Source organism: Caulobacter sp. GW821-FHT12D05 (genome assembly GCF_058807295.1).
The window spans coordinates 499972-522179 of record NZ_JBXAQO010000001.1 but is presented as its reverse complement, the minus strand read 5'-3'; the positions used below and the strand labels follow the sequence as shown (position 1 = coordinate 522179).

Annotated in this window: 14 protein-coding genes and 2 riboswitches; of the genes, 9 read left to right on the top strand and 5 right to left on the bottom strand. The window is 68.5% G+C overall.

Annotation, left to right across the window (positions count from 1 at the left end; genetic code table 11):
- Nucleotides 1-28: 28 nt before the first annotated feature.
- Complete coding sequence (locus tag AC1RRR_RS02345; protein WP_492811745.1) at nucleotides 29-2095, top strand: ATP-binding protein; 2067 nt, start codon at nucleotides 29-31, stop codon at nucleotides 2093-2095.
- A 5-nt stretch (nucleotides 2096-2100) separates the two neighbouring features.
- On the opposite strand, the gene AC1RRR_RS02340 is transcribed toward AC1RRR_RS02345, so the two are convergent.
- Complete coding sequence (locus AC1RRR_RS02340) at nucleotides 2101-3549, bottom strand: efflux transporter outer membrane subunit (RefSeq protein ID WP_492810232.1); 1449 nt, start codon at nucleotides 3547-3549, stop codon at nucleotides 2101-2103.
- Nucleotides 3550-3634: 85 nt separating this feature from the next.
- Here AC1RRR_RS02340 and AC1RRR_RS02335 point away from each other — a divergent pair, with 85 nt between their 5' ends.
- The 4 genes from AC1RRR_RS02335 to AC1RRR_RS02320 all read left to right on the top strand — a co-directional run bounded on the left by AC1RRR_RS02335 (nucleotide 3635) and on the right by AC1RRR_RS02320 (nucleotide 9243).
- Complete coding sequence (locus tag AC1RRR_RS02335) at nucleotides 3635-4261, top strand: TetR/AcrR family transcriptional regulator (protein WP_492810230.1); 627 nt, start codon at nucleotides 3635-3637, stop codon at nucleotides 4259-4261.
- Between the two features lie 89 nt (nucleotides 4262-4350).
- Nucleotides 4351-5433 (top strand): efflux RND transporter periplasmic adaptor subunit, encoded by a 1083-nt coding sequence (locus AC1RRR_RS02330; protein ID WP_492810228.1) that lies wholly within the window; start codon nucleotides 4351-4353, stop codon nucleotides 5431-5433.
- Complete coding sequence (locus AC1RRR_RS02325; RefSeq protein WP_492810226.1) at nucleotides 5430-8525, top strand: efflux RND transporter permease subunit; 3096 nt, start codon at nucleotides 5430-5432, stop codon at nucleotides 8523-8525. The genes AC1RRR_RS02330 and AC1RRR_RS02325 overlap by 4 nt, the downstream gene beginning before the upstream one ends.
- A 97-nt stretch (nucleotides 8526-8622) precedes the next feature.
- Nucleotides 8623-9243, top strand: coding sequence for a TetR/AcrR family transcriptional regulator (locus AC1RRR_RS02320; RefSeq protein WP_492810224.1), 621 nt, complete (start codon nucleotides 8623-8625; stop codon nucleotides 9241-9243).
- 31 nt (nucleotides 9244-9274) lie between these two features.
- On the opposite strand, the gene AC1RRR_RS02315 is transcribed toward AC1RRR_RS02320, so the two are convergent.
- The 4 genes from AC1RRR_RS02315 to AC1RRR_RS02300 all read right to left on the bottom strand — a co-directional run bounded on the left by AC1RRR_RS02315 (nucleotide 9275) and on the right by AC1RRR_RS02300 (nucleotide 16648).
- Nucleotides 9275-10240: an amidohydrolase family protein gene (locus AC1RRR_RS02315; RefSeq protein ID WP_492810222.1), complete on the bottom strand. Its 966-nt coding sequence runs from the start codon at nucleotides 10238-10240 to the stop codon at nucleotides 9275-9277.
- Between the two features lie 73 nt (nucleotides 10241-10313).
- Complete coding sequence (locus AC1RRR_RS02310; protein WP_492810220.1) at nucleotides 10314-12254, bottom strand: S9 family peptidase; 1941 nt, start codon at nucleotides 12252-12254, stop codon at nucleotides 10314-10316.
- Nucleotides 12255-12340: 86 nt separating this feature from the next.
- Nucleotides 12341-15046 (bottom strand): TonB-dependent receptor domain-containing protein, encoded by a 2706-nt coding sequence (locus AC1RRR_RS02305; RefSeq protein ID WP_492810218.1) that lies wholly within the window; start codon nucleotides 15044-15046, stop codon nucleotides 12341-12343.
- A 126-nt stretch (nucleotides 15047-15172) separates the two neighbouring features.
- A riboswitch (glycine riboswitch) is annotated at nucleotides 15173-15264 on the bottom strand.
- Between the two features lie 3 nt (nucleotides 15265-15267).
- A riboswitch (glycine riboswitch) is annotated at nucleotides 15268-15358 on the bottom strand.
- A gap of 267 nt (nucleotides 15359-15625) precedes the next feature.
- On the bottom strand, nucleotides 15626-16648 hold the full coding sequence (locus tag AC1RRR_RS02300) for an ABC transporter substrate-binding protein (RefSeq protein WP_492810216.1): 1023 nt from the start codon (nucleotides 16646-16648) through the stop codon (nucleotides 15626-15628).
- Nucleotides 16649-16744: 96 nt separating this feature from the next.
- On the opposite strand from AC1RRR_RS02300, the gene AC1RRR_RS02295 reads away from it, so the two are divergent.
- From AC1RRR_RS02295 to AC1RRR_RS02280, 4 genes are all read left to right on the top strand, one after another.
- Nucleotides 16745-17407 (top strand): response regulator transcription factor, encoded by a 663-nt coding sequence (locus AC1RRR_RS02295; RefSeq protein WP_492810214.1) that lies wholly within the window; start codon nucleotides 16745-16747, stop codon nucleotides 17405-17407.
- Complete coding sequence (locus AC1RRR_RS02290) at nucleotides 17404-18771, top strand: sensor histidine kinase (RefSeq protein ID WP_492810212.1); 1368 nt, start codon at nucleotides 17404-17406, stop codon at nucleotides 18769-18771. The genes AC1RRR_RS02295 and AC1RRR_RS02290 overlap by 4 nt, the downstream gene beginning before the upstream one ends.
- A 316-nt stretch (nucleotides 18772-19087) precedes the next feature.
- Nucleotides 19088-21235, top strand: coding sequence for a TonB-dependent receptor plug domain-containing protein (locus AC1RRR_RS02285; protein ID WP_492810210.1), 2148 nt, complete (start codon nucleotides 19088-19090; stop codon nucleotides 21233-21235).
- Nucleotides 21236-21237: 2 nt separating this feature from the next.
- The gene (locus tag AC1RRR_RS02280; protein WP_492810208.1) at nucleotides 21238-22206 is read left to right on the top strand and encodes a S1/P1 nuclease; all 969 of its coding nucleotides are present in this window, start codon (nucleotides 21238-21240) and stop codon (nucleotides 22204-22206) included.
- Nucleotides 22207-22208 lie beyond the last annotated feature (2 nt).

The window sequence follows — 22208 nt, the reverse complement described above, 5'->3', positions numbered from 1 at the left end:
AGACTAAGCGTATCAGGAAGTTGGCGTGATGACGGACAAGCGGTTCGACGGGGACAGGCGGCAGACGCGGCTGCTCCTGGTCCTGAGCGCGGCCTACCTGATCGTGATCGCCTACTGCGACCTCCTCACGCGAGGCCCGTCGGGCCTGGCCACGGTGTGGCCATGCAATGGCCTGCTGGCCGTCGGTCTGCTGCTGCTAACGGCGGGCCGGCGTTTGGTCCTCCTGGCCGTCAGTTTCGCCGCTCACCTCGTACTGGACGGCGCCGGCGCCTCGCCGCTGCTGATGAGCGCCCTGTTCAGCGTCCTGGACGCGGCCGAGGCGATCCTGGTTGCTCTGGTCTTGCATCGCGCGTTCGGCGGCGCGCCCCGACTAAAGAACCTGGGTCGCGCGTTGAAGACCGTGGGCCTCGCCATGCCGGCCACGGCGATCATGGCGCTTGTCGGCGCCCTGGCCTGCGCGCCCATCCTTCACCTGAGCCTGGGAAGCCTTATCGCCAACTGGTTGTTCATCAACGGCTTGGGCATGGCCGTCAGCCTGCCGGCCGCCTTGATCCTGTTCGATCCCACCATTCAGCATGGCTTCGAGCGCTCGGGACGCGAGAAGCTCCTGTGCTACCTGATTGTGGCCGCCACGGCGTTGTTCGCCTTCGGCAGGCCCGAGCACAGCCTGCCCTTTCTGGCCTTCCCGGCCGGCGTGCTCGCCGCCTTCAGACTGGGGCCAAAGGGCGCCGCGTGGACGACCCTGCTGGTGACGGCCATCGCCGCGCCGCTCAGCGTGCTGGGCCTGGCCTCGGAGGCGGCGTCGCGCGCGCAAGCCTCCGAACGCATGCACACCTTGCAGCTCTTTGTCGGCGCCCTCTTCGTCACCTGCCTGGCGGCCGCCTTGGCCCTGGCGACCCAACAAAGGTTGAAGCGGCTGCTGGTCCATCGCCAGGCTCTGGCAAGACGCGCCCAGGCGCGCGCCCAGGCCGCCAGCCAAGCCAAGACCGACTTCCTGGCGACGATGAGCCACGAGATCCGCACCCCGCTCAACAGCGTGCTGGGCTTTACCCGCCTACTGGCTGAGCGCGACGATCTGGCGCCGGACGCTCGCCGGCAGGTGGGACTCATTGACGGCGCTGGCGGCGCCTTGCTGACGCTGGTCAACGACGTCCTCGACTTTTCACGGGTCGAGGCCGGACGGGTCGACCTTGATCTGGCGCCAACGCGGGCCGAGGCGGTCTTGCGCGAGGCGGCCGAGATCGTCGCCCTGGAGGCTCAGGCCAAGGGCCTGGCGCTGGACGTCACGGTGATCGGCGAAGGCGATCTCCACCACGACCTGGACGCGGCCCGGCTGCGCCAAGTGGCGCTCAATCTGCTGAACAATGCGGTGAAGTTCACGCCGGCCGGACGTGTCTCGGCGCGGTTGACGATCGATCCGGGTGAGCACGGCGACCTGCTGAAGGTCGAGATCAGCGACACGGGGATCGGCGTACCGGTCGAGCTGCGCGACCGGCTTTTCGAGCGCTTCTCGCAAGGCGACGGCTCAGTAACCCGCGCCTTTGGCGGCACGGGCCTGGGCCTGGCGATCAGCAAGGCGCTGATCGAACTGATGGGCGGACAGATCGGCATGAGCGCCAACGCCGGACAGGGTTCGACCTTCTGGTTCTCGCTCGTGACGCGGCGTGTCGAGCCGGCCGCCCCGACCGCGAATTTGGCGTGGGACAGGGCCGGCTCGGCCCGGATCCTGCTGGTCGACGACCATCCCCTCAATCGCGAGATCGGCGACGCCCTGCTGACCCTCATCGGCTGCGAGGTGGTCACCGCGCAGAACGGCCACGAAGCCGTGGCCCTGGCGAAGGACGGCGGTTTCGACATCGTCTTGATGGACATCCATATGCCCGGCATGGACGGCTTGGCCGCCACACGCGCCATTCGCGCCCTGCCCGGAACCGCCGCGACCGTACCGATCATCGCCATGAGCGCCGACGCCCTGCCCCAACATATCGCGCGCTGCCGTGAGGCGGGAATGGTCGACCACGTCGCCAAGCCTATTCAGAAGGAAGTCCTCTACGCCACGGTGGAGACCTGGCTGCGCAGTCCGCAAGCGGCTTAGCGCGATCAGCTTCCGGCCGCCGGCCTCCAGCCACCGCCCAGGGCACGGAACGATCGCACCGCCGCGCGGGCGGCCTCGGTGTCGGCCTGGGCGCGGGCGTCGCTGGCCGCCAGCAGGCGGGCGTCGGCGTCCAGCACCTCGATCAGGCTGACCGCGCCGGCCTTGTAGGCCAGTTCGGAAGAGGCCCGAGCCTTGGACAGCGACTGCTCGCCGCCGACCAGGATCCGCGCCTCGTCCTCGCGTTTGACCAGGCTGGAGAACGAGTCCTCCACATCGGCCGTCGCCCGCAGCACCGACTGCTGGTAGGCGGCCAGGACCTCGGCGTTGCGGCCCTTGGCGGCCTTGATCTCGGCGTCGACGCGGCCGAAGTCGAACAGGCGCCAGCGCAGGCCCAAGACGCCCTGGGCCTGGTTGGCCGAGCCCTGGAACAATGAGCCGCTGGCGGTCGAGGCCGTGCCGATCAGGCCGGTCAGCGAGAACTTAGGATAGTATTCGGAGACCGCCGAGCCGATCGCGGCGTTCGACGCCTTCAGCCGCCACTCGGCGACCGCCAGGTCGGGACGGCGGCGGATCAGGTCGGCCGGGCCGACGGCGTCGGCGATGGCCGGCGCGCGTGGCACGGGCGTGGCGGCGGCCAGCTGCGCGCGGGTGGCGCCGGGCTGGGCGCCCAGCAGCACGTCCAGCGCGTTCATCGCCGCCTCGAGCCCCTCCTCTAGCACCGGCACCTGGGCGCGGGTCTGAGCCAGCGCGCCTTCGGCCTGATGCAGCTGCAGTTCGGAGGCTACTTGCCGGCTCTGTTGCAGACGCACCGTCTCGACCAGTTTGGATTGGGTCTCGACCTGCCCGCGGGCGACGGCCAGTCGCGCCTGCAGGCCCCGGATGACCAGATAGGTGTCGGCGGTCTGGGCCGCGACCGACAGGCGGGCGGCCGCGACGCCGACCTGGGCGGCCTGGTAGTCGGCGACGGCGGCTTCACGGTCCCGGCGCAGGCCGCCGAAGACGTCGATCTCCCACCCGCCGGTGACATTGGCCTCGTAGAGCGAGCCGTCGCGATCAAAGCCCGGCATGGCGGAGCCCAGCCGTCCGGTGGGGGTCTGGGTCGAGCTGTGAGCTCTGGCCGCGCTGGCCTGGACGCCACCCGACGGCAGCAGGGCGGCGGTGGCGGCGGTCAGCCTGGCGCGCGCCTGGGTCACCCGCGCGGTGGCCTGGGCCAAGTCCAGGTTCTGGGCCAGGGCGCGGTCGACCAGGCCGTCGAGCACGGGATCGTCGAAGCCCTTCCACCAGGCCGCCTGGTCGACCGGCGCGGGCGGGGCCGCGCGCTGGGCCACGGCGTTCGCGCCGATGAACGTCCCGGACACCGCCGACGGCGGCGCGACATAGTTGGGGCCCACGGCGCAGGCGCTAAGGGTGACGCCGGCGAGGGCCAGCAGAGCCAAGCTCGATACCGATCGCATCGCGACCTCCTCGTGATTTGTAGTGACCATATGCTAATCTGGTCACTCGTTGTCAATCACGACCCTCGATGCTACCTATTTGGGCATGATCACCGACACCACGCCCCCAGACGCCGCCGCGGGTCGCCGCGGGCCGGCCGACCACGCCATCCGCCAGCAGATCATCGACGCCGCCGACGCCCACTTCGCGCGCTTCGGCTACGGCAAGACGACGGTCGCGGACCTGGCCAAGGCCATCGGCTTCTCGAAGGCCTACATCTACAAGTTCTTCGACTCCAAGCAGGCCATCGGCGAGGCGATCTGCGCCCAGTGCCTGGAGAAGATCATGACGGCCGCCCTGGCCAGCGTGGCCGAGGCGCGAACGCCGACCGAGAAGTTTCGGCGACTTTTCAGCACCATAACCGCGAAAAGCACCGAACTCCTGTTCCAGGAAAAGCTGCTCTACGACCTGGCCGCCAACTCGGCGACCGAGCAATGGCCCTCGGCGCTGGGCTATCTGGAGCGGATGGAAGCGGCCCTGCGCGAGATCATTCTGCTGGGCCGCGAGGCCGGCGAGTTCGAGCGCAAGACGCCGATCGACGAGACCTGCTCGGCGATCATGCTGGCCATGCAGCCATTCATGCATCCGCTGCTGCTGGAGTTCAATCTGGACGGCCTGCCCGAGACCCAGACCATGGTCATCAACATGATCCTGCGTAGCCTGGCCCCGTAACCGTCGCTAAAAAATCAATAGTGACCAATTGACAAATTGGTCACTGGACACGAGATGAGGGTCACCGCTCAAGGCAGGACCCTTTCGCCATGTCGCATCGCTTGCTTCTCGCCGCCGTCATCGGCGGCCTGACCGCGCCCCTCGCCGCCTGTGGCGGTCACGACGCCGCCGTCGATCCCCGCACCCAGCCGCCAGTGGTGCGAGTCGCCACCGCCCCGGCCGCGATCGACGGCGAGCGCCAGTTCACAGGCGTCGTCTCCGCCCGCATCGAGAGCCAGCTGGGCTTCCGCGTCCCGGGCAAGATCGTCGAGCGCCTGGTCGACACCGGCCAGACGGTGCGCCGGGGCCAGCCCCTGATGCGCATCGACGCCGCCGACTACGCCCTGGCCCAGGCCGCTCAGGACCAGACCGTGGCCGCCGCTCGCGCCCGCGCCGTCCAGGCCGAGGCCGACGAGGCCCGCTATCGTGACCTGGTCGGGGCCGGCGCGGTGTCGGGCTCGACCTACGACCAGATCAAGGCCGCCGCCCTGGCCGCACGCGCCCAGCTGCAAGCCGCCGAGGCCCAGGCCCGGGTGTCGCGCAACGCCGCCGGCTACGCCGTGCTGGTCGCCGACGCCGACGGCGTGGTGGTCGAGACCCTGGGCGAGCCCGGCCAGGTGGTCGCCGCCGGCCAGACCGTTGTGCGCCTGGCCCATGCCGGTCCGCGCGAGGCGACGATCGCCCTGCCCGAGACCCTGCGTCCCGCCGTCGGCTCGACCGCCACCGCCTCGGTGTTCGGCAACGCCGCCGCCGCCCCTGCCCGCCTTCGCCAGATCTCCGACGCCGCCGATCCCCGCACCCGCACCTTCGAGGCCCGCTACGTCCTGGACGGCGCCCTGGCCTCGGCCCCGCTGGGCGCGACGGTGACCATCGCCCTGCCTGGCGCGAGCAAGACCAGCGGCCGCGCCGTGCCGCTGGGCGCCCTCTATGACTCGGGCAAGGGTCCGGGCGTCTGGATCGTCGACGCCAAGACCTCGACCGTCAGCTGGCGGGCCGTGCAACTGGCCGCCGTCGGCGAAGAGACCGCCACGGTCTCCGCCGGCCTGGCCGCCGGCGAACGCTTCGTGGCCCTTGGCGCGCACATGCTGCACCAGGGCGAGCGCGTCAGCCTGCAAGCCGGAGCGGCGCAATGAGCTTCAACCTCTCCGCCCTGGCGGTGCGCGAGCGCGCCGTCACCCTGTTCCTGATCATCGCCGTCGTGCTGGCCGGGACCTTCGCCTTCTTCAAGCTGGGCCGGGCCGAGGATCCCAGCTTCACCATCAAGGTGATGACCGTGGTCACCGCCTGGCCGGGCGCCACCGCCCAGGAAATGCAGGACCAGGTGGCCGAGCCGCTGGAAAAGCGGCTGCAGGAGCTGAAGTGGTACGACCGCGCCGAGACCTTCACCCGTCCGGGCCTGGCCTTCACCACCCTGACCCTGAAGGACCCGATCCCGCCCAAGGAGGTGCAGGAGCAGTTCTACCAGGCCCGCAAGAAGCTGGGCGACGAGGCCGCCAACCTGCCGCGCGGCGTGCTGGGCCCGTTCATCAACGACGAATATGGCGACGTGACCTTCGCGCTCTATGCGCTGAAGGCCAAGGGCGAGCCTCACCGCCAGCTGGTGCGCCAAGCAGAGACCCTGCGCCAGCGCCTGTTGCACGTGCCGGGCGTCAAGAAGGTCAACATCATCGGCGAGCGGCCCGAGCGCATCTTCGTCGAGTTCTCGCAGGATCGCCTGTCGAACCTGGGCGTCAGCCCGCGCGAGATCTTCGCCGCCCTGAACGAGCGCAACCTGGTCACGCCGGCCGGCTCGATCGAGACCGACGGCCCGCAGGTGCAGATGCGCCTGGACGGCGCGCTGGACGACCTGCAGACGATCAAGGACACGCCGATCGTGGTCGGCGGCAAGACCCTGAAGCTGTCCGACCTGGCCGAGGTCAAGCGCGGCTACGAGGACCCCGCCACCTTCTTCATCCGCAACGGCGGCGAGCCGGCCCTGGAGCTCGGGGTGGTGATGAAGGAGCGCTACAACGGCCTGCAGCTGGGCAAGGACCTGGAGAAGGAAGCCAAGGCCATCGCCGGCGAACTGCCGCTGGGCCTGACCTTCGCCAAGGTCACCGACCAGGCGGTGAACATCACCGAGGCCTATGACGAGTTCATGCTGAAGTTCTTCGTGGCCCTGGCGGTCGTGATCGCTGTCAGCCTGCTGAGCCTGGGCTTCCGCGTCGGGGTCGTCGTGGCCCTGGCCGTGCCGCTGACCCTGGCGGCAGTGTTCGTGATCATGCTAGCCACCGGCCGCGACTTCGATCGCATCACCCTGGGCGCCCTGATCCTGTCGCTGGGCCTGCTGGTCGACGACGCCATCATCATCATCGAGACCATCGTGGTGAAGATGGAGGAAGGCCGCGACCGCATCTTCGCCTCGACCTACGCCTGGGGCCACACGGCCGCGCCGATGCTGGCGGGCACCCTGGTGACGATCATCGGCCTGATGCCGGTGGGCTTCGCCAAGTCCAGCGCCGGCGAATATGCCGGCAACATCTTCTGGGTCGTGGCCTTCGCCCTGATCACCTCGTGGTTCGTGGCGGTGATCTTCACCCCCTATCTGGGCGTGATGCTGCTGCCGAAGATCAAGCCGGTCGAGGGCGGCCACGCGGCCATCTACGACACCCCGCGCTATCGCCAGTTCCGCGGCCTGATCGGCTGGACGGTGACCAACCGGCTGAAGGTGGTGCTGGGCGTGGTGGCGGCGCTGGTCGTGTCCTTCCTGATGATGGGCATGGTCAAGCAGCAGTTCTTCCCGATCTCCGACCGCCCCGAAGTGCTGATCGAGGTGCAGACGCCCGAGGGCTCCAGCATCGAGACCACCAGCCAGGCGACGGCCAAGGTCGAGGCGTGGCTGAGCAAGCAGCCGGAGGCCAAGATCGTCACCAGCTATATCGGCCAGGGCGCGCCGCGCTTCTTCCTGGCCATGTCGCCCGAGCTGCCCGATCCGTCCTTCGCCAAGATCGTGGTGCTGACCCCCAACGAAAAGGCGCGCGACGCCCTCAAGAGCCGGGTTCGCCAGTTCGCTCAACAAGGCACGGTCGCGGGCGCGCGCATCCGCGCCACCCAGATCGTCTTTGGCCCGCCCTCGCCCTGGCCCGTGGCCTTCCGCGTCATGGGACCCGACCAGGCCAAGGTGCGCGAGATCGCCGAGCAGGTTCGGGGCGTCATGCAGGCCAACACGTCCCTGCGCCAGATCAACACCGACTGGGGCGAGCGCGTGCCGAGCATCCACTTCGTGCTCGACCAGGACCGCCTGCGCGCCATGGGCCTGTCCAGCCACGACGCCTCCGAGCAGCTGCAGTTCCTGCTGACCGGCGCGCCCGTGACCCAGGTCCGCGAGGACATCCGCACCGTCGAGGTCATCGCCCGCACCAGCGGCGCCGACCGCCTGGACCCGGCCAAGCTGGGCGCCTTCACCCTGCTGGGCTCGGAAGGCCAGCGCGTGCCGCTCGACCAGATCGGCAAGGCCGAGATCCGCATGGAGGATCCCATCCTGCGCCGCCGCGACCGGCTGCCGACGATCACCGTCCGCGCCGATGTCGGGGCCGAGTTCCAGCCGCCCGCCGCCTCGGCCGAGGTGATCAAGGCGCTGGCGCCGATCCAGGCCAAGCTGCCGGCCGGCTACCGGATCGAAGCCGGGGCCGACATCGAGGAAGCCGGCAAGGCCAATGCGGCCCTGGCGGCGGTCTTCCCGCTGATGTTCATCCTGATGATGATCGTGATCATCTTCCAGGTGCGCTCGCTGTCGGCGATGTGGATGGTGCTGCTGACCGCGCCGCTGGCCCTGGTCGGAGTGGTGCCGACGCTGCTGATCTTCCACCAGCCGTTCGGCTTCAACGCCATCCTGGGCCTGATCGGCCTGGCGGGGATCATCATGCGCAACGGCCTGATCCTGATCGGCCAGATCCACACCAACGAGAAGGACGGCCTGGACCCGTTCCACGCCGTGGTCGAGGCCACGGTCCAGCGGGCCCGGCCGGTGATCCTGACCGCCCTGGCGGCGGTGCTGGCCTTCGTGCCGCTGACCTTCTCGGTGTTCTGGTCGTCGCTGGCCTACACCCTGATCGGCGGGACGATCGGCGGAACGGTCCTGACCCTGGTGTTCCTGCCAGCGCTCTATGCGCTGTGGTTCAAGATCCACGAGGGATCGCGCACCGATCCTTCGATGGCTCCGGTCCTGGACGCGTCTCCCGCCTAGGACCGTCGCTCCCGGCGTGGCTTGTCCCGCCGGGACTCCGATCGCGGCGGCTGTCCCCTCCCCAGCTGCCGCGATCCTCTTCACGAACGATGACCCGATGACTCAATCCCTGCCGTCAGGTCCTCCACGGCCAAACCGCCCGACCCGGGCGGCAGCGCGCTGGGACAGCACGCACGCCAGCCTGATCGAGGCGGCCATCGATCTCTTCCGTCGCTTCGGCGCGCACGCGACCTCGATCGGCGACGTCGTCGCGGCGGCCAACCTCACCAAACCCACCCTCTATCGGCATTTTCCCAGCAAGGAGGCGCTGGTCATCGCATGCCTCCGCGAAGAAGGACGCCAAGCAAGGCTCGCCTTGATCGAAGCCGTCGCGCCTACGCCTGGAGAACACCGTCAGCGCATCCGCGCGATTGGCGCCCACTTCGTCGTGCAGTTCACCAAGGCGCCGAGCCGTGGGCTCTTCGCCCTCAACTTGGCGGTGGAGTATTCTCAACCCGAAACGCCGGTGCATCAGGCGATCCACGCTGAGATCGAACGATGGCAGGACCAGCTTGCTCTGCTGCTCGCTCCTGAGGCGTCTGGCGAAATGCCCACTGTCACGCGAAAGCTGGCCTTGCTGATCTTCGGCGCGAGCGCCGCCTGCCAAGCCCTGGGCGCGCTGGCATGCGAGCAACTTGTGGAAAGCCTCGAGGGCATCATCACGCAGCTTCCAGAGTAGGTGACTGCGGCCAGACCAAGCGCGACAAGGCCTAGGGCTGCGACTTTAACAGTAAAGCCCATTCAGCTGCCGACAACTCGGGGCCGCCGTAGGCATGCGCAAAATAGGTCTTGAGGTCTCCGGAGAACGGCCAGTCGGAGCCGGCCACGAACCGTTCGGGTCCGATCCGACGGATCAGGGCGGCCATCCTGGCGCGGTCGTTGGCCGTCGTCACCTCGGTGAAAACCTGGGCCAGATCGAAATGGACGTTGCGCACGCGCGCTGGATTCTTCTCGAACGCCTCGGCGAAGGCCCCCAGGGCGTCAAGCGTCACGGCGTCTATGCGTCCCCAGCCGGCGGCGTGGGCAATGACCACCGGCGCATCGCCGGCGGCCGGCAGCACCTCTTCCAGGAACACCCGCACGTCGCGCGCGCCGTAGTCGGCCGCGCCGGTGCGCATGTGGATCATGATCGTCCAGCCGTTGGCCGAAGCAGCCTTGAACACCGCCGCCAGCTTGGCGACCTGGCCAGGGTCACGCAGGTCGACACCGGAATTGGTCAGGTGCAGCTTCAGCCCCGTGACGGCGCGATCGCCCTTCCAGCGCGCGATCTCGCCCAAGGCGTCTGGCGCGACCGGATTGACACTGACGAAGGCGGCGAAGCGATCGGGATATTGCCGGGCCAAGTCGACGGTGAAGTCGTTGGCCTCGCGCATGACCTCGGTCGCGTCCGGCCTGGGCTCGGCCAATGGGCTTTCGGCAAGGTAGGCCGTCGACATCAACCAGCCCCGCCGGATGCCCGCCGCGTCCATGGCCTTGAGCGCGTCCTGCGCCGTCAGCGGCGCGGTGAAGCGGGGATCGCAGGGGCTCTTGCGCTTCGGGCTGGCGCAATAGGCCGGCAGGATGGTCAGGATCGCCGGCGAATGGACATGCATATGATGGTCGACCGCCGGCCCTGCCCAGACCGGGCCGGCGAGCAGGGTGAGGGCCAACAGCGCCCCACATCGCAGAGACGTCATGTCCGATATCCTCCCCCGGGGCTCTCATGAGAACGGGCGCGGACTTGCTGGTCCGCGCCCTTGCCTGCCGGCTCTACTGACCCAGCAGCGTCTTTCGCCAGAACATGATGCTGGTCCAGAAGTAGTAGTCCTCGTTCTCCTTCTTGCGGAAAACGTGGCCGTCGTTCTTGGCCAGCACGTGCCAGGCCTCGCCGCCCTTGGCGCGGACAGCCTTGATCATCTGGTCAGCCTCGGTGGCCGGAACGCGCGGGTCGGTCCCGCCCGTGGCCACCAGCAGCGGGATGGTGATCTTGTCCACGCTGGTCAGCGGCGAGATCTTCATCAGTTGCTCGCGCTGCTTGGGATCGCGCTCGTCGCCATACTCCACCCGGCGCAGGTCGCGGCGGTAGGACTGGGTGTTCTCGAGGAAGGTGACGAAGTTGGAGATCGCGACGTAGCAGTTGGCTCCCTTGAGACGGGGGCTGTAGTGCGTGGCCGAGGCGTAGCACATGTAGCCCCCGTACGAGACGCCGTTGACCGCGAAGCGGCTAGCGTCCAGGGCCGGATCCTTCTCGAGCGTGTCGAGGAAGGCGCCGATGTCCTTGACCGAGTCCTCGCGCTTGAACGGCCCGTTGTCGAGATTGACGAACCGCGCGCCATAGCCGGTGGAGCCGCGCACGTTCGGGAAAAACAGCGCGATGCCCAGCTCATTGAGCAAATAGTTGTTTCCGCCGAGGAAGTCGGGACGGGTCTGGCCTTCCGGCCCCCCGTGGATGTCGACGATCAGCGGACGCTTGCCGGGGAACTTGGCCGGGTCGGGCTGGTAGAGGAAGCCCGACACCTTCTCGCCATCGAAGCTGGCGACCTCCACCAGCTTGGGCTCGACGTTCAGGTTCGGGTCCAAACCGCCGGTTTCGCTGTGCGTCCACTGGGTGACGGCCAGGGTCTTGGCGTCGATCGAGAAGGCGTCGCCCGGCACCTTGGCGCTGGACATGGAAAGTCCGATCTGGCCCCAGGGCGAGATCTCGATGGCCGCGCCGATGGCGTAAGGGATCACGCCTGCCGGCAGGCCAGTGACCGGACGCACGGCGCCAGTGGCGATATCCAGCACCCGCACGCGCGACACGCCGGCCTCGTTGATGGCGTAGACCGCGAACGCGCCATCCGGTGAGACGGCGAAATCGCTGACGTCCCAGCGCGGCTCCTTGGAAACCGGCGTAAAGCCGCCCTTGGCGTCCAGCTTGCCCAGGCGCTGGAAGTCAGAACCCTTGTTCGAGGTCAGCCACACCGAGCCGTCATGGCCGTATTTGGGATCGACGTAGGACGCCTTGGCCTTGGGATCGGTCAGGGGCTTCATCTTGCCGGTCGCCAAATCCAGTTCGTAGACCATGGCCTCGTTGACCGACATGCGGTTCAGGACCAGGGCCTTGGCGCCATCGGCGGAGAAGTCGGCGATGTTCCAGCCGCCGCCGGTGACCTGGGCGACCAGGCGATCGGTCTTGGGGTCCTTCGGGTCGACGACGTAGAGGTCCATGTCCGCGCCATTGCGGCGCGACGAGGCGTAGCCGACCTGCTTGCCATCCGGCGACCAGGCGCCAAACCAGTTGCGGCTTTTGCCGTCGGTGATCAGGCGCGGGCGACCGGCTTCAAGGGCGTAGAGTTGGTAGAACTCGTCGCCGCCCTTGTCCTTCTGGATCACCAGGGTGTCGCCCTTGGGCGAGAGGGCCGCGGCCAGGATCGGCTCGTTCTCGAAGCTGATCTGACGACGGTCGCCGTCGGGCTTGGCCACGATGTGGATCTGGTTCGAGCCGCCGAAGCGGGTCTTGATCAGCATCGAACGGTCAGCCGTGTTCCAGCCCAGGAAGTCAGCGTGACGGGACTGCAGATACGGCGCGGTCGCGGCCGCCAGCTCTTGTGGAATGGCCGGCGCGCCGTCGATGACGACGGCGGCAGGCGGCGCGACGGTCTGCGCCGCCAAGGGAGTCGCGGCGGCGCAGGCCAGCAGGGCCAGCGCCAGGGAGTGGCGAGAAATCATGTGAGGAACGCCTCGGAAGAAAGGGGGAGCGCCGCCGGCGGGAGGGGCTTGGGGGGAAGCAGCCGGCGGCGCGGTGTCGGGCGGGCTTAGAAACGCATCCGCGCGCCGACGGTCACATAGCGACCGATCACGTCGTAGTACGGCGAGTACAGCGAGCTGACCGGAGGTTTCTTGTCGAACAGGTTGGTGGCGTTGGCGTAGAGCTCGATCGCGTTGCCGCGGATCTCGGGCAGCTTCGCCGCAAGGCCCAGGTCGTAATAGGTGTAGGCCTTGATGTGGTTGTTCACCAGATCGACGGTGCTGTTGTAGTTGCCCGCCGAGATGTAGCGGGCGCGAAGGTTGGCGCTGAAGACGTCGCCGGCCCAGTCGATCGAGGCGTTCGCGCGGGTCTTGGGCGCGCCCAGACCGAACGAATAGCCCTGCGACTTGACGTACTCGATCTTGCTGACGCCGTCGTTGGTGGTCAGGCTGTTGATCCAGGTGCCCAGCAGGCGGGCGCGGATACGGCCCGGAGCGCCCGGGATCAGGCGGTCGAACGCGGTCGAGTACGAGATCTCGGCGTCGAAGCCGTCGGTCTTGTAGTTGGCCAGGTTGACGTAGGTCGAGACGATCCGGGTGATCGTGCCGGCAGAGTCACGGGTGATCCGCGAGCACAGGTCCTGGTTGCCGTTGGCGCACCGGGTGACGATGTCCTGGGCCGCGATCGTGGTGATCACGTTGTCGATGTTGATGTTGAAGTAGTCGACCGACATGCTCAGGCCCGAGATCGCCGGCGGCGAATAGACGAAGCCCGTAGTGAAGGTCTTGGCCGTCTCAGGGTTCAGGTTCGGGTTGCCGCCGCCGTTGGTCAGCACATAGACGCTGGAGTTGTTCGTCGGGTCGGTCAGGGTGTTGTAGCCGGTCGTCGACGACGTGAAGAGCTCGGTCAGGTTGGCCGAACGGATGTCACGCGACTTGGTGATGCGACCACGGAAGCCCGGGAAGAACTCGTTGGTGGCGCCCAGCTTCCACGACCAGATCGAACCGGTGGTGTCGTAGTCCGAGATGCGCGCGGCGGCGTTGATTTCCAGCTTGTTGAAGACCGGGACGTCACGAACGACCGGCACCAGCACTTCGGCGAAGGCTTCCTTGACGCTGAAGCTGCCGGCCATGGCCGAGAAGCTGAACGAGGTGAAGGCCTTGGCGGTGTCCAGAGCGCCGACCGTGCGATCGACAGACTCCTTGCGGGCCTCGGCGCCGACAGCGATCGAGACCGGACCGGCCGGCAGCGAGAAGGGCTCGCCGCGCAGGCTGAAGCCGCCGACGTCCAGCTTGCTGGTTTCACGCATCGACGGCGTGCCGGTGACGTAAGCCAGCGCCGCCTGCGAGGGCGCGCCCTGTCCGAACAGGTTGATCGGCACGCAGTTGGTCGTCGGGTTGCTCAGGGCGATCCGGCAGACCGCCTGGCCGGTGGTCGGGCTGATCACCGAGTCGACGGCGTTGGCGTAGTTCTGGGTCAGGAAGAACCCAGGGGTGTCGATGTTGTTTTCCTGCTCGCCGTGGCTGTAGTAGGCGCTCCAGCGCCAGCCACCGTCGAGCTCGCCGTCCAGGGCGATCGTGCCCTGGGTCGAGACGCGCTCGAAGTCGATCGTCGGATAGGCCTCGGTGTTGAAGCGACCCATCGTGAAGGTGGTCTGGCCCGCAGCGGCCATCGCCGTCTTCACCGCCGTCGGCAGGAAGGCGTTGTCCGACTTGATCGTCAGGTTGCCGCGGTTGTGGTCGCCGAACCAGATGTAGTTGTTCCACATCCGCGAGCGACGCAGCTCGGCCGTCAGCTTGACCTTGTCGGTCAGGTCGTAGGTGGCGCTGGCCATGGTGGCGTAGCGCTTCTGCGGCGTGACCAGCGGCGACAGGTCGTCGTTCGAGGGGCCTTCGCCACCGATCGAGTTCGTGCCCTGCACCGTACCGTAGTCGAAGGCGCGCAGGGTGCCGTCCGGATTGAAGGTCTGGCCGCGCAGCACGCCCGACATGATCAGGCCGCCCGGGGCCGCATTCGCGAAGCCGACGTCGGGCGCCAGGATGAAGCGGCCCGCGCCGTTCGAGATGGTGGCCCAGCGGCCGATGTTCGGGCGACTGTTCTTCGGAATGACGCCGTCGTTGTCGAGATATTCGCCGCCGATGACGAAGTGGCCGCGGCCATTGGCGAAGGTCGTGCCGGCCGCGCCTTCGACGCGGATCTGCTTGGCGTCGTCAAAGGACGACTCGCCGCCTTCGATGCCGAACTTGAAGCCGGTGAAGGTGCGGTCGATGGACAGGTTGACGACGCCGGCGACGGCGCCCGAACCCCAGGCGGCCGAGGCGCCGCCGGTCACGACGTCCACGCCCTTCAGCAGCACGCTGGGGATCATGTTGAGGTCGTTCTCGCCCGAGAAGCGACGGCCATCCAGCAGCACCAGGGTGCGGTTGATGCCGAGGCCACGCAGGTCGACCGGAGCGTTGCCAGCGCCGGTGTTGGTGCCGGTGGTCTGCGGCGAGGTGGTGGCGCGGAACTGCGGCAGGTCGTTCAGGGCGGCGGCCACGTTCGGACGGGCGCCGACGGCGAGGTCCTGGGCGGTGACGCGCACGGTCGGGGTCGGGGCCTGGAAGCCGGCGCGGTCGATGCGCGAGGCGGTGACGACGATCTCACCAACGCTCGTGTCGTCGGCCTTAGCCGCCGCGTCTTGAGCGAAGGCTGCGCCGTGCAGGACCAGGACGGCGGGAACGAGGCTGCAACCCAGCAGCAGGTTCCGACGGGTTTGACGCGAAGAATTCAAAAGAGATCCCCTCTGTTTCAGCAGTCGACAGTCGCCCTCTCCCGCCACGGCCGTTGCTCGGCCGCGTTCGGTTGCGCGTCGCCGGAAGGTCAGCACCTCCAGGCGTCACAGGCGTTCCTCTGCCCCCGCTGTCCCGTGGCCTGAGAGATTCAGGCGCATGTGCGCCCTTGCTCCTTCGGCGAGGCCGCTCGCTTATGGAGCGGTCCTGCTTTCCAGCGTCCTCGTGTTCTGCGGTCCTTGGTGCCTGAGCGTTTCCGGGGCGGTTGCGCCTTCGGCGTCGGGCCGAAACCCGATCTCTTCCGCGAGAACCCGGGCAATACGAACGCTTCGTTTGATCCCGTCAAAAGCCGCTCGCGCGGCATAAACGCCCACCAGGTTTATGAACGGAGAGATGGAAATTCCCAAGCTCAACCCGAGGCCACGCGGTTCGCTCGTCGGCTCTCGCCCAGGTTCGTGGCCGTGACAGGTCCGTGACAGTTTGGACCGTTTGGCATGACCCCCGAGAAACAGCGACGCTTAGGCGTTTCGCCCACGAATGCACAAACTATAGGCGCCAAAAGCCCAATATTTGCACATATATCACCGACCGGCGGCGGCGTTGCGCCAACGGGCCAGCAATTCAGCTCGACGGCCTTGGTCGAAATTGGCCAGCAAGGCCGGCCCGACGCGGATCGGCCGTCCGCCGGGGCCAAGAGTCGCCGCGCCGCCGACCGGCCGGATCGGCGTCAGCCGCGCCTCGGCCAGGCGCTTCTGGCCGTCCTCGGACATCAGATAATCCAGGAAAACGCGCGCGGCCTTGGGATGCGGCGCCGAGCGGGTGATGAAGGCCACCCGCGAAATCGACAGGTGATAATCGGTCGGCACCACATAGCCGACGTCAGGGTTGCGATGGCGCGCCCACCAGTCAGCGTAGAAGCCGTTCATATTGAACACCAGCAACCCCGGCCCCGACAGCTCGTTCAGCAGCGCCGCGCCCGGCACGAACAGGTGCGGCTTCGACTTGGCCAGTTCCTCGTACAGCGCCCAAGCGTCCGGATAGGCTTGCAGGTCGCTGGACAAGTACATGAACCCGACCCCGCTCTTTTCGGGATCGTACATGGCGATGCGGCCGCGCCAGCGCGCCGGGTCAGCGCGCAACGCCGCCAGCAGAGCCGCGTGGCTGCGCGGGACCTCCGACGCCTTCAGCACCTTCTTGTTGTAGGCGAAAACGATCGGCTCGGCCGTGACGCCATAGCCCTGGTCGCGCCAGACCGCCCAGGCCGGCAGGCCCTTCGCCTCGGGACTGCGATAGGTCTGAGCGTAGCCGTCATTGATCAGCTTGACCTGGATGTCCATCGACGAGCTCCAGGCGACGTCGCCGACGGGCTTGTTGGCGTCGATCTCGGCGATCAGGCGCGTGCGCATCGGCGTGGCGGCCAGTTCGACGAACCGGACCTTGATCTTGGGGAAGCGCTGCTGGAAGCCTTCGCCGATCGCCTGGTGGACGTCGGTATTGGCGTAGACGACGACCTCGCCCTCGCGCTCGGCGGCGCGTACGTCCCAGCCGCTCGTCTCCTGCCCAGGATGCTTGGGCGCGCAGCCCGCCAGCGCCGAGGCGAGCATCAGCGCGGCGGCCAGCAGCCCGCGTCTCTTGACCGCTCGTGGCAATCGGCGTCGGATGGCGCTTTCTCCTTCCCGCGTTCGGTCCCTACATCCCCGATGAAGATACTCGTTGTCGAGGATGATCCGCCTCTACGCCGTTCGCTGACCGCGACGCTGGAGAGCGAGGGGCACCAGGCGATCTGCGCCGAGACCGGCGAAGCCGCCCTGGCCCTGGCCGCCGGCGGCGACTTCGAGGCCATTGTCCTGGACATCGGCCTGCCCGACATCGACGGCTTCGAGATCCTGGGCCAGCTGCGCCGCGAAGGCGTGCTGACGCCGATTGTCATGCTGACGGCCCGCGACGCCGTGCACGACCGCATCGCCGGCCTGGACATGGGCGCGGATGACTATGTGCTGAAGCCCTTCGACCCGTTCGAGCTGGTGGCCCGCGTGCGCGCCGTGGTCCGGCGCAAAAGCGGCTATGCGGCCCGCACTATCCATGTCGGGACCCTGGCCTGCGACTGGGAGGCCGGCGCGGCCTGGATCGGCGAGCGGCGGCTGGACCTGCGTCCGCGCGAGTGGGCGGCGCTGAAGGTGCTGGCTTCGCGCCCCGGCCGCGTGGTCGAGCGCGGACGCCTGGCCGCAGAGGTCTTTCCCGACGAGCAGGATCCCTCGCCCAACGCCCTGGACATCCATGTCGGCCGCCTGCGGCGCAAGCTGGCGCCGGACGGTCCGCGCCTCAGCACCCTGCGCGGCGTGGGCTACCGGCTCGACCCGTGAGCCGCACCCATCCCAGCCTGGTTGGCCGTCTGCTGCTGGCCCAGGTCGCGCCCCTGGCCCTACTGGGCGCGGCGCTCGCCCTGGCCGGCGCCCTGGCCGCCCACGCCGTCGTCGAGAAGTCGTCGGACCGCCTGCTGGCCGGCTCGGCGGCCTCGATCGTCGCTCAGATCGGCGTGCGCGAGGGCCAGGCCCAGGTGGCCCTGCCGCCTTGGGCGCTGGGCTTGCTGGACAGCCCCGAGCGCGACGCGGTGTTCTACGCTGTGCGCCAGGGCCCGCGCCTGGTCACCGGCTATGGCGACCTGCCCCGTCTGCCCGCGCCCGCGCCGAACGAGACCAACTTCAACTACGCCAGGATGCGCGGCTATGAGGTGCGCATCGCCCAGTCGACGGTGCTGGTGCCAGGCGTGCGCGAGCCCGTCGTCGTGGCCGTGGCTCAGAGCCTGGATTCGCGCAAGGCCAGCGAGCGCGAGCTGCTGTCCAGCCTGATCGGCCTGCCGGTGCTGCTGGTCGTGGTCGCCGGCGTCCTGGTCATTCCCGCCGTCGGCTGGGGCCTGGCGCCATTGCGCCGCCTCACGGCCGACCTGACGACTCGCGCCCAAGCCTCGCGCCCCGACCTGGCGCCGGTTGACGCCACCGGCGCGCCGGCCGAGCTGTCGCCGGTGGTCGGAGCCTTCAACCACCTGATGGGTAGCCTGGAGCGTTTCACCCGGGCGCTGGAGCGGTTCTCGGCCGACGCCTCGCACCAGTTGCGCACGCCACTGTCGGTGATCGTCGCCAATCTGGCCCTGCTAGAGCGCACCGCCGCCACGCCGCGCGACAAGGCCCTATTGGGCGACTCTCGCCAGGCGGCGGCCAACCTGCGCCAAGTGCTGTCACAGTTCCTGGCCCTGGCCCGTTCGGAAGCCACGGCGGCCGAGGGCGAGGCTGACCTCGCCGCCCTGCTGATCACGATCCAGCTGGAGGCCGTGCGGGCCTTTCCCGATGTCGAGGTTCTGGCGCGCCTGCCCCCAGGCCTTCCCCTCGCCCGTGGCAATCCGGTGCTAGTCGGCGAGGTGCTGCGGAACCTGATCTTCAACGCCTGCGCCTATGGCGGCGGAAAGACCCGCATCGTCGCCTTCGCCAAGGCCGACACCCTGAACGTCGTCATCTGGGACCACGGCCCGGGCGTCAGCGAAGCGGATCTGGAACGCCTTTTCGCCCCCTTCAGTCGTGGTAGCGCCAGCAGTGTCGCCCAGGGTGCGGGGCTGGGCCTGGCCATCGTCCGCGCCATCACTGAGCGCCTGGAGATCGGCGTCTCGCTTCGCCGTCGGACATCGAAGCCAGGCTTGGTCGCCGAGATCACCTTCACCATGTTGGGTCTTTGACGAAGCGACACAAGAAGGCGCTTTGCCCTTCACGAACCGTCATCTTCGCCTTGCGTGATGAGCCGCGGCCAGACCGGCAAGCCGTTGCGTGGCAAGCAATCGCCGTTGCAATCATTGCGTTCGACGATCGAAGATCCCCGATCGATAAGCCCCCCGCCGACAGCAAAACGGGGGTTTTCGAGCTATGCGACGACAGTGGCTTATGGGCGCAACGGCGCTCCTGGCGGCAGGACCCGCCTGGGCGCAATCGACTTCGACGGAGACGAGCGGCCAGGTTTCGGAACTGGTGGTGATCGGCAGTCGCGGGGCGCCGAGGTTGGCGACCGACACGGCCGTACCGGTCGACGTGTTGAGCGCGGAGTCCCTGGCCGCCCGCGGCCAGAACGACCTGACCAAGACGCTGGAATTCATGTCGCCGTCGTTCAACTATCCGCGCACCTCGTCGGGACCGTCCTCGACCGGCGCGCGCTCGTTCACGCTGCGCGGCCTCATTCCCGACCAGACCCTGGTGCTGGTCAACGGCCAGCGTCGGCACGCGTCTTCGATCATCACCTTCAACAACGGCGCCTTCCGCGGCTCGGTGCCTGTTGACCTCAACATGATCCCGCTGACGGCGATCAAGCGGGTCGAGATCCTGCGCGACGGGGCCGCCGCCCAGTACGGTTCGGACGCCATCGCCGGGGTCATCAATCTGGTGCTGCGCGACGAGCCCGGCGGTACGCACGGCTCGGTGCAGTACGGCCAGACCGAGCGCGGTGAGGGCAAGACCTTCATCGCCACGGCGCGCCAGGGCTTCGCCCTGGGCGATGGCGGCTTCGTCACCCTGTCGACCGAGGTGCGTGACCGGGGCGACACCAACGCCGCCGAGATCGATCCGCGCTTCGGCCGCGTCACCTCGACCCTGGGCGATCCCCAGAGCACCGACATCCAGGCCGTCGCCAACGCCGAGCTGCCGCTGAAGGGCGGCGCGGCCGTGTTCGGCTATCTGACCCTGGGCCGACGCGAGTCGGAGATGAGCCCCCTCTTCCGGGCGCCGACCGTGTTCCCGGCCTTCTACCCCAATGGCTTCCTGCCGATCGTCAATCTCGACCTCAAGGACCTGGGCGCCAATGTCGGCGTGCGCGGGACCTTGGCCGGCTGGGGTTGGGAGCTGACCGACACCTACGGCTATTCCAACGGCGACTACGACGTCTCCAACACCGTCAATACCTCGCTGGGCGCCAGCAGCCCGAAGGCGTTCTACGGCGGCGGCGCGCGCTACCGCCAGAACCTGGTCAACCTGACGGTCCGCCGGGCGCTGGACGTCATGGCGGGGGCCAATCTGGCGGCCGGCGTCGAGCATCGGTTCGAGGCCTATGAGCTGGTCCCGGGCGAACCGGGCTCCTACACGCTCTCGGGCGCCCAGGGCTTCCCGGGCTTCCACCCGCCCTCCCCGGTCGATGTGGACCGCACGGGCCGTAGCGCCTTCATCGACGCCGAGCTGAGCCCGATCGAGGGCCTGGACCTGGGCGCGGCCGCCCGTTTCGAGGACTACAGCGACTTCGGCGACGCGACGACCGGCAAGCTGACCGCCTTCTGGCGACCCGCACCGCTGATCGCCCTGCGCGCGGCCGTCAGCACCGGCATCCGCGCCCCGTCGCTGCAGCAGCAATACTTCTCGACGGTGACCAGCCAGCTCAACAACGGCGTGCTGCAGAACGTCGGCAATTTCGCGGTCACCGACCCGGTCTCGGTGGCCCTCGGATCCAGCCCGCTACGTCCGGAGAAGTCCAAGAACTATTCGGCCGGCATCGTCCTGACGCCGGGCCACGGCCTGACCTTCAGCCTCGACGCCTTCCGCATCGACATCGACGATCGCATCGCGATGACCGAGAACCTGCAGGGCCCACAGGTGGCGGCGATCCTGGCCGCGCACGGGGTGACCAACGCGGCGGTGGCGCGGTTCTTCACCAACGCCTCCGACACCCGCACCCAGGGCTGGGAAGCCACCCTGCGCTGGGACAAGCGCCTGGCGTCGGATACGCGCCTGGCCCTGACGGTGGGCTATGGCGCCTTCGACACCGATCCGCTGCGCATCCGGACCAACCCTGTGCTGCCGTCGATACCGCTGCTGGGCCCGGCCTCGATCGACGCCGTGGCCGACGCCCAGCCGCACCTGAAGGCCCTGGTCAATGCCGAGCTTTCCTGGCGCGCCTGGCGGTTCACCGCCGACGTCACCGACTTCGGCTCGACGTCGATCCCGTTCGGGACCGGCTCGATGCGGATGCCGGGCAAGACCTCGGTGGACCTCTCGGCCGTCTGGAGCGTGACCCAGGCCCTGACCGTGACGGCCGGGGTGATCAACGCCGGCGACACCTATCCCAACCGCGTGCCCGGCGAGGCCACCGGCCGCCCCTACAGCGAGTTCGATCCGATGGGCTTCAACGGCCGTGAATTTTTCCTGCGTCTGTCGGCGGAGTTCTGACCATGACCCTGCTACGCAAAGCCGCCTGCTCGCTCGTCGCCCTCGCGCTTGCCGCCGGTCCCGCCGGCGCCTGGACGCGGCCAGGGCACATGGTCACCGCCGCCATCGCCTATGACGAGATCGAGAAGCGCCGCCCCGACTTGATCGACGCCATCGGCGCGATCCTGGACGCCCATCCCGACCGGGGCGCCTTCCAGGTGGCGGTCGACCGCACCACGGGCCGCGAGCGGGTGCGGCGGATGTTCCTGGAATGCGCCCGCTGGCCAGACGATGCGCGACAGACGGCCTATGACCACCCCACCTGGCACATCACCCTGTGGCCGGCGGTCGAGCCCGACGCCCCAGCGGCGACCAAGGCCAAGGTGGCGGCGCGGGCCGGGCGTCCGACCGGCGAGGCGCTGGAGGGCCTGCCCCTGAACTACCGCACCCTGGGCGATCCCTCGGCCACGCCGGCGGAGAAGGCGTCGGCGATGTGCTGGCTGCTGCACGTGACCGGCGACATCCACCAGCCGTTCCACACGACCGAGCTGTTCTCGGCCGCCTATCCCGCTGGCGACGCCGGCGCGGGCCGGCAGTTCGTGATCGACCCGCTGCCGCCCCACGAGCCGATCGCCCTGCACTGGTTGTGGGACGACGCGATCAGCCGTTCGGGCCTGCCCGCCGACGCCGATATGCGGGCCCGCGAGATCGAGACCCTGCATCCGCGCGCGGCGCTGGAGGAACTGAAGGCCCCGACCGTCCCCGCAAACTCCGGGCCGGACTTCAAAGCCTGGGCCCATGACGAGAGCCACGTCCTGGCCCTGTCGTTCGCCCTGCCGGCGCGCTCACCCACCAGCCCGACGGCGGTCGGCGCCAAGCCTACCTCGGACGCCTACTGGACCAAGGTGCGCACAGTCGCCGAGCGACGGGTGGCGATCGCGGGTTATCGGATGGCCGACTTGGTCATCGCCGCCTTGGATGCGCCAAAGTAGGC

Bases quoted from the DNA above. Each gene is read 5' to 3' on its own strand.
- AC1RRR_RS02345 (WP_492811745.1), top strand. From the start codon at position 29: ATGACGGACAAGCGGTTCGACGGGGACAGGCGGCAGACGCGGCTGCTC.
- AC1RRR_RS02340 (WP_492810232.1), bottom strand. From the start codon at position 3,549: ATGCGATCGGTATCGAGCTTGGCTCTGCTGGCCCTCGCCGGCGTCACC.
- AC1RRR_RS02335 (WP_492810230.1), top strand. From the start codon at position 3,635: ATGATCACCGACACCACGCCCCCAGACGCCGCCGCGGGTCGCCGCGGG.
- AC1RRR_RS02330 (WP_492810228.1), top strand. From the start codon at position 4,351: ATGTCGCATCGCTTGCTTCTCGCCGCCGTCATCGGCGGCCTGACCGCG.
- AC1RRR_RS02325 (WP_492810226.1), top strand. From the start codon at position 5,430: ATGAGCTTCAACCTCTCCGCCCTGGCGGTGCGCGAGCGCGCCGTCACC.
- AC1RRR_RS02320 (WP_492810224.1), top strand. From the start codon at position 8,623: ATGACTCAATCCCTGCCGTCAGGTCCTCCACGGCCAAACCGCCCGACC.
- AC1RRR_RS02315 (WP_492810222.1), bottom strand. From the start codon at position 10,240: ATGACGTCTCTGCGATGTGGGGCGCTGTTGGCCCTCACCCTGCTCGCC.
- AC1RRR_RS02310 (WP_492810220.1), bottom strand. From the start codon at position 12,254: ATGATTTCTCGCCACTCCCTGGCGCTGGCCCTGCTGGCCTGCGCCGCC.
- AC1RRR_RS02300 (WP_492810216.1), bottom strand. From the start codon at position 16,648: ATGCTCGCCTCGGCGCTGGCGGGCTGCGCGCCCAAGCATCCTGGGCAG.
- AC1RRR_RS02295 (WP_492810214.1), top strand. From the start codon at position 16,745: ATGAAGATACTCGTTGTCGAGGATGATCCGCCTCTACGCCGTTCGCTG.
- AC1RRR_RS02280 (WP_492810208.1), top strand. From the start codon at position 21,238: ATGACCCTGCTACGCAAAGCCGCCTGCTCGCTCGTCGCCCTCGCGCTT.